The organism is Nocardia sp. NPDC051929 (genome assembly GCF_044548645.1).
Classification (GTDB): Bacteria; Actinomycetota; Actinomycetes; order Mycobacteriales; family Mycobacteriaceae; genus Nocardia; species Nocardia sichangensis.
Window position 1 is genome coordinate 59,992 of the sequence record NZ_JBIUCG010000024.1, and the last position, 7,637, is coordinate 67,628.

Below are 7,637 nucleotides of genomic sequence, written 5' to 3' on the forward strand. Positions count from 1 at the left end.
GTGAGATAGTCCGCGATACCGCCCCGAGCCGGTGCCGATTGCCGGGAGTGGCCCCATCGATCAGAGCTTCGGATCGTCGTCGAGCGTGCGATCGGGATGTGGACGTCCGAAATGCCCCTCACCGAGGCGGCGGGGCGCGTGTCCGTGCACCCCTTCCGCATATGCCGTCTCGGCGTGCAGGGCGAAGTCGATCCCGGCGGTCTCGTCCTCCTTGCTGACGCGGAAGCCGACGAGCCGGTCGATGCCCTTGCCGAGCGCGAAGGAGACGCCGAAGGCGTAGGCCGCGACGACCAGCACCGCCACCAGCTGCTTGCCGAGCTGGGCGAGTCCACCGCCGAAGAACAGCCCATCGGCGCCGCCGGTCATCACCGCGGTGGCGAGCAAGCCGATCAGCACGGTGCCGACGACTCCACCGGCGAAGTGCACGCCGACCACGTCGAGTGAATCGTCGTAACCGGCCTTGAACTTCCAGCCCACCGCGAACGAGCACACCACGCCCGCGGCCAGCCCGACCAGCACCGCGCCCAGGGTGTTGACCGACCCGCACGAGGGCGTGATGGCGACCAGGCCCGCCACCACGCCGGAGGCGGCGCCGAAGGTGGTCGGCCTGCCGTCGCGGATCTGCTCGACCGCCAGCCAGCCGAGCATGCCGAGGCAGCCCGCCACCAGCGTGTTCAGGAAGACGGCCGCGGCGAGGCCGTTGGCCGCCAGCGCCGAACCGGCGTTGAAGCCGAACCAGCCGAACCACAGCAGGCCGACGCCGAGCAGCACGAAGGGCAGATTGTGCGGGCGCATCGCGTCGGTCCGGAATCCGATGCGGGGGCCGAGCACGAGCGCGAGGGCCAGGGCCGACGCGCCGGAGGCGATCTCCACCACCAGTCCACCCGCGTAGTCCAGCGCGCCGAACCGCGCGAGCCAGCCGTCCGGGCCCCACACCCAGTGGGCGATCGGCGCGTACACCGCCAGCGCCCACACCGGCACGAAGATCATCCACGCGGAGAATTTGGCGCGGTCGGCGATGGCGCCGCTGATCAGCGCTGCGGTCAGGACGGCGAAGGCGAGCTGGAACGTGACGAACAACAACTCCGGCACCGAGCCGTGCACCGAACCCGGATCGATGCCCGCCATGCCCAGGTGATCGAGGCCGCCGATCAGGCCGCCGCCCGCGTCCGCGCCGAACGCCAGGCTGTAGCCGAAAAGTAGCCAGGCCACGGTCACCAGCGGGATCGCGATGAAGTTCATCATCAGCATGTTGAGCACGCCGGTCGAGCGCACCATCCCGCCGTAGAAAATGGCCAGGCCGGGGGTCATCAGCAAGACGAGGGCCGTGCTGATCAGCAGCCAAGCGGTGGCCGCGGGGTCGATGGTCGGGGACACGGGTTACTCCTTCCGCGCGATGCGCTGCGAGGAAGTTACCGAATGGTCGCTCGCGGGCCGACAACAGATCGGGAAAGTGTGACTCCCGGGTCAGGCGGAGGGCTGATCCTTCCGGACACCGCGCAGCCACGCGGCGACCGCGTCCGGCGTGGGCGGGTCCGCGCCGACCAGGTCGAGCACGGTGTAGCCGATACATGCCGCGCCCATCACGCGTGAGGCGGTCGCTTCCGCGTCACCCCAGGGCAGGAAGGGTTTGGCGAGCAGGAGGGAGGCGATGCCGTGACCCACCGACCACAGCTCCAGCACGATCGGCAGCGGGTCGCGCGGCGCGATCGTCCCCTCGTCCATGCACTTGCGCACGGTGGCCGCGAAATGCTGGAAGGCCCCGCTGGTGAGGACCTGATCCACCGCTCCTCCGGTCTCGGTGGGCGCGGTCGCCAGCCGGTACTGCTCGGGATGCTCGAGGGCGAAACGGACGTAGGCCATGCCTTGGTCGTGCAGCTGGGTCAACGGAGAGGTCGCGGGGTCGGTGGCGGCCCGGATCGCGTCGGCGAGGTCTTCGAAGACCTTGGCCACGACCGCCTCGAGGAGCTCGTCCTTATCGGCGAAGTGCCGGTAGATCGACGGCGCGCTCACCCCCACCAGCTTGCTCACCGCCCGGATCGAGACGGCGTCGGCGTGCCCGGTGCTGGTGAGCAGCTCGGCCGTGGCCCGCAGGATCTCGTCGCGCAACTGGGCTCCGGAACCGCGCGGCGACCGCGGACGCCTCCCACCGATCATGCGCGTCCCGCGGTTTCCAGCGGGCGTGCTGCGGTGTCCTCCTCGCCCTCGGTCAACCCGATCTTGGCGTGCAGGCGGGCCAGGGGTGCGGGCGCCCACCAATTGGCCGGACCGAGCAGGCGCATGAGCGCGGGCGCGAGCAAGCCGCGGATGAGCGTGGCGTCGGCGAGCACGGTCAGCGTGAGGCCGAGCCCGAGCAGCTGCATGAACGACACCTTCGCGGTCACCAGGGCACCGAGCACGATGGCCATCAGCACGGCGGCGGCGGTGAAGATCCGGCCCGTGCGCGCCAGGCCGATCGCGACCGCGCGGGTGTTGTCGTGCGTGGCCAGCCATTCCTCGCGCACCCGCGACAGCAGGAACACCTCGTAGTCCATGGACAGGCCGAAGGCCAGGCAGAACATCAGGATCGGCATGGTCGGCACCAAGTATCCGACCGCGGTGAAACCGAGCAGGCCCGACAGGTGGCCTTCCTGGAACACCCACACCATCGCGCCGAACGCGGCGGCCAGCGACAAGGTGTTCAGCACGAGCGCTTTGACCGGCAGCACGACGCTGCCGGTGAACAGGAACAACACGACGAACGTGGTCAGCGCGATCAAGGCGGCGGCGAGCGGGAGCCGGGCGGCCAATGCCTGCAGCGAGTCGGCGTTGGCCGCCGCGGCGCCGCCGTAGAGCGCGTCACCCGGTGCGGGGACCGCCCGGATCGCTTTCAGCTGACGGTCACCGGCGGGCGAGAAGGGGTCGAGTTTGGTCGCGACGCTCAAGTAGGTCCCGGTGTCGTTGATCATTCCGGGCGGCGGCGGCGCGACTCGCGCGCCGGTCACGTAGACGCCCGCGGCCGAAAGCACCGCGGGCACGCCGTCCACCTTGGACAGTTGCCCGGCGTATCCGCCGAGGGCCGCGCTGTCGCCGCGATAGCCGTCCAGCACGATCGTGGTGCTGGCGACCGGATCGGACTGGGGGAACTCGGTCCGCAGGGCGTCGCCGACCTGACGGCTGGCGGCGGAGTCCGGCAGCACCCGATCGTCTGGATAACCGAACTTGACCGAGAGGAACGGCGCGCCCAGCGCGAGCAGCAGCGCGATGATCGCGACCGCGACCGGCGCGGCGTGCCGCATCACCACGCCGGCCAGCCGGTACCAGGCGGTGTCTTCCGGCGCCTGCGGACCGGGTGCGGGCGCGCCGCGACCGAACAGGCGGCGCAGCGGAGCCCGCAGGTCGAGGGAGTTCACCCGATGGCCGAGCAGCACCAGCGCCGCGGGCAACACCACGATCGACGCGATCGCCGCGGCGGCGACCACCGCGACGCCCGCGTACGCGAAGCTTTTCAGGAAGTACAGGTCGAACACGCTCAGGACGGCCATCGAGAGCGCGACGGTGAGCGCGGAGAACAGCACGGTGCGCCCCGCGGTCTGCACGGACCGGATGGTGGCCGCGGATGGATCCAAGCCGTTGGCGAGTTCTTCCCGGAAACGGCTGACGATGAACAGGCTGGAGTCGATGGCCAGCGCCAGCCCCATCGCCGTCGTCATGTTCAGCGCGTAGATGGAGACATCGGTGAACAGCGTGAACATACGCAGCAGCGCCAGCGTCGCGAGAATGGCGAACACCCCGATGGCCAACGGGAGGGACGCGGCGACGAGGCTGCCGAACACCAGGATCAGCACGATCATCGACAGCGGCACCGCGACGCCCTCGGCCAGCGCGAGGTCGCGGGTGGTCTGCTCGGTGACGTCGTGATAGATCGCGGCGATGCCGCCCTGGCGCACGGTGATGCCGTTGGAGACGCCCGCGAACTGCCGTTCCAGGTCGCTCGCGGTCTGCTGCACCTGGGTCTCGTCGCCTTCGATGTAGGCAACCACCAAGGCGCTCTTGCCGTCGGTGCTGCGTAACGCGTTCGCCAGCGGCTGCGGCGTGGTCCAGTAGGACTGGACGCCCTGGACGTCCGTGCGGGATTTGAGCGAGTCGGCCAGCACTGTGCCCGCCGCCTTGGTGGCCGGATCGTCCGCGCCCCCGTCCGAGCTGACCAGCAGGACGAAATTGGGCGCCGCCCCGGCGAAGTTGTCCGCGATCAACTGGGCGACGCGAGCGGACTCGGCATTGGCGGAGGTGAAACCGCCCGATTTCAAGTGCGCGGGCGCGGTAGCGCCGAAGACGCCGCAGAGCACGGCGACCGCGAGCGCCGCGGCCAGCACGGTACGGGGAGATCGGGTGATGAATCGGGCCATCCGGGTCAGCATCGCGGCTCCGCTCGCTAGGTTAACGGCGTTAGAGTAACGTCGTTAACCTATGCTGTCGAACTCGCACGACGCGCCCGAGGTCAACCGCGGGACTTACGGATGGCCCGCAAGCCCCTTCGGCCGGGCACGGGAAGGTCGTCGCACATTTCCACCCATTCCGCGGTGGTCAGCCACAGCTGCTGGGCGCGGGCATCGGCGGTGTTGTGGAAGATCCGGCGGCCCCGGTCGTCGCGCAGTTCTTGCGCGACCACCGACCAGCGCGGCGGGCGGCCGTGCTCGGCCTGGTAGTCCGCCAGATACGTCGCGATCGCGGTGCCGATGGTGTTCACGGGACGCAGCGACACCCGGTTGCCGTACTGCGCCGCGTAAAAACGCCGCGCCGCGCACAGGGACCGGGGATTGGCGTTGGAGGCGATCCACCCCGCGCGCTGCGCGCGCTCGATGAGCCAGAGGTGTTTGACCGCCGACGGCGCGATATTGCCGACGCGGGTGCGGATCAGCGTCATGATCTGCTCGGTGCACAGCACGTCACGGCGGGTGGGGCCGTAGCCGTGCGCGGTCCAGTGCGCGTCCGCGAGTTTGGCGAGCACCCGGCCGAAGTCGTCGATGCTGCGCTGGGCGCGGCGGCCGAGGCGTTCGATGCGCTCGGCCTCGCGGCGCATCTCGTTCTGCGCGGTCAGGGTGCGGATCGCCGCCATGGTTGGCACCTGGCCGCGTTCGAGAAGTTCGAGGATGGCGGCGGCGGTGGCCGGATCGGCGGCCGCGGTCACCGGCAGCGAGTCGCGCTTGATCGCGAACTCCTGGGGACTGATGGCGCGGCTCAAGAGGGCGACGGCGGAGCGGTCGCCTGCGAAATCGGTGCTGGAGAGCCAGGCGGCGGCGATGTCGTCACACGACACGTGGACGGTCCTCCGGTGGAAGTGGGGATTGGCGCTGGTCACCCGTTGGCGGAGCTTTGTTGGTTGTGCCCCGGTCGGGATGAGGGACCGGCCGGGGTCACCAACCTGATGAAGGTTTGGCTACCGAAGTTGCCGTCTGCCACGTTAGCCAGACGATTGCATCGATGTCACCCATGGTGACGGTTTCGTTATTTCCAAAAAGTGGAGGTAAATCGGGGTCGGAGTCCATCTTTTCCGGCCGCGACGGGATGCCGCGGCGGGTGCGTCCGGTATTCGCACGTGCAGGATAAGTGATAGCTCTGAGGTTGCTGTTGCGCATGTCCCGGTCGGCCGCCGAAGAAGGCGACGCGCATGTTGTGACTTGGATCACATTTATCGACGACCGTGTGCGGCTGATCCGGGCGGTAGGCGGGCATGCGCGTTGTCGGTGGTCGCCGGTAACCTCTGGCCGTGGCTCTGTACCGGAAGTACCGACCGGCAACATTCGCTGAGGTGGTGGGTCAGGAACACGTCACCGACCCGCTGAGTACCGCGCTCGACACGGGGCGGATCAGCCATGCCTATCTGTTCTCCGGTCCGCGCGGCTGCGGCAAGACGTCTTCCGCGCGCATCCTCGCCCGATCGTTGAACTGTGCGCAAGGGCCCACTTCGACGCCATGCGGCACCTGCCCGTCGTGTGTGGCGCTCGGGCCGGGCGGCCCGGGAAACTTGGATGTCATCGAACTCGACGCCGCGAGCCACGGCGGTGTCGACGACACCAGGGAATTGCGGGACCGCGCCTTCTACGCGCCCGCGGAGTCCAGGTATCGCGTGTTCATCGTCGACGAGGCGCACATGGTGACCACCGCCGGGTTCAACGCGCTGCTCAAGATCGTCGAGGAGCCACCGGCGCACCTGATCTTCATCTTCGCGACCACCGAGCCGGACAAGGTGCTGCCGACCATCCGTTCGCGCACGCATCACTATCCGTTCCGGCTGCTGCCGCCCGCCACCATGCGCGGGCTGCTCGGGCGGATCTGCGAGCAGGAGCACGTGCCGGTCGAAGAAGCCGTGTACCCCTTGGTGATTCGCGCGGGCGGCGGTTCACCGCGCGACAGCCTGAGCGTGCTGGACCAGCTGCTGGCCGGCGCAGGCCCCGAGGGCGTCACGTATGCCCGCGCGGTCTCGCTGCTCGGTGTCACCGACGTGGCGCTGATCGACGACGCGGTCGAAGCGCTGGCCGCCGACGACGGCGCAACCTTGTTCGGCACCGTCGACCGGGTGATGGAGGCGGGCCACGATCCGCGCCGTTTCGCCGTCGACCTGCTCGATCGCTTCCGCGACTTGATCCTCCTGCGGGCGGTGCCCGACGCCACCGAACGCGGCCTGGTCACCGGCCCCGGCGACGTGCTCGACCGGATGCGCGATCAGGCCGAGCGATTGGGTTCGGCCACCTTGACCCGCTACGCCCAGCTGCTGCACGAAGGTCTCGGGGAGATGCGCGGCGCCACAGCGCCGCGACTGCTGCTCGAAGTCGTCTGCGCGCGCATGTTGCTGCCCTCGGTGTCCGACGCGGAATCCGCCACCCTGCAACGGTTGGAAAGGCTCGAGCGCGGTTTGGCCGGTGGTTCCATCGCCCCGGCGCCCGCCGCGTCGTCGGCGCATGCTCCCGCGCCGTCGCCCGCGGTTGGTTCGCCGTCGGACCCGCCTCGTCGCCGAGGTGCCGAGGCGCTGGCCGCGATTCGTCGCGAGAACCGCGCGGGTGACCGCTCGGGAAGCGCTGCGGAAGCCGGTGGTTCGGCGCATGTCGGGGCAGGGGAGCGTGCCGGAGGCGCATCCGCGGGTGCGGGGAACGTCGATGACACGACGCCGGTCGGTGGTGTGCGAGCCGGGAATCCGTCTGCCGATACGGCGGGCTCCAGTGCGGGTGCGGAATTCCCGGGTGCCGGAGGCGGGCGTCCGACGGAGCCTGTCGTTGGCGAGTCGGTCGCACCGGGTTCGCCTGCGCAAGGGGGTACGGATCGCCCTGTGCGGGTGGACGAACCGGATTTCGCCGAATCCGGTGGTGCGGCAGGAATGACGCCGCGGCGAGAGGCGAGTGCGACCATCGAATCGAGTGCTCCGCAACGCGGGACGGCAGGCTCGCCGTCTGCGTCATCCGCCGCCGCGCGTGGTGCGAGCGCGATGCCGGGCGATCTCTCGTCCGAAACCGAAGAGGCACGAATGCCTTCCGACCTTTCGGCGACGTCTGAGCGCGGATCGTCGGAGCAGGAAACGAATGCGCGGGCGGCCTCGTCGGTCGTCGATCCGGCCGCCGGGCGACAGCAAGGGACCGATCCGGCTGCCGGACGGGGTTCTG

The 7,637-nt window shown here is 69.6% G+C and carries 5 protein-coding genes; 1 reads left to right on the forward strand and 4 read right to left on the reverse strand.

Going from position 1 to position 7,637, the window contains the following annotated elements:
* Positions 1-60: 60 nt before the first annotated feature.
* The 4 genes from ACIHAX_RS29420 to ACIHAX_RS29435 all read right to left on the reverse strand — a co-directional run bounded on the left by ACIHAX_RS29420 (position 61) and on the right by ACIHAX_RS29435 (position 5,299).
* Positions 61-1,377 carry an ammonium transporter gene (locus ACIHAX_RS29420; protein ID WP_356963413.1) on the reverse strand — a complete coding sequence of 439 codons (1,317 nt, stop codon included), beginning with the start codon at positions 1,375-1,377 and terminating at the stop codon, positions 61-63.
* Between the two features lie 90 nt (positions 1,378-1,467).
* Positions 1,468-2,109, reverse strand: a complete 642-nt coding sequence (locus tag ACIHAX_RS29425; protein ID WP_356963414.1) for a TetR/AcrR family transcriptional regulator — start codon at positions 2,107-2,109, stop codon at positions 1,468-1,470.
* 44 nt (positions 2,110-2,153) lie between these two features.
* Complete coding sequence (locus tag ACIHAX_RS29430) at positions 2,154-4,400, reverse strand: MMPL family transporter (protein ID WP_397280806.1); 2,247 nt, start codon at positions 4,398-4,400, stop codon at positions 2,154-2,156.
* 80 nt (positions 4,401-4,480) lie between these two features.
* Positions 4,481-5,299, reverse strand: a complete 819-nt coding sequence (locus ACIHAX_RS29435; protein WP_356963416.1) for a hypothetical protein — start codon at positions 5,297-5,299, stop codon at positions 4,481-4,483.
* A gap of 450 nt (positions 5,300-5,749) precedes the next feature.
* Between ACIHAX_RS29435 and ACIHAX_RS29440 the strand changes: the two genes are divergently transcribed.
* A partial coding sequence (locus ACIHAX_RS29440) for a DNA polymerase III subunit gamma and tau (protein ID WP_397280808.1) occupies positions 5,750-7,637 on the forward strand: 1,888 nt, incomplete at its 3' end.

Coding starts and splice junctions, on each gene's coding strand:
- ACIHAX_RS29430 (WP_397280806.1), bottom strand. CDS start 4,400: ATGCTGACCCGGATGGCCCGATTCATCACCCGATCTCCCCGTACCGTG.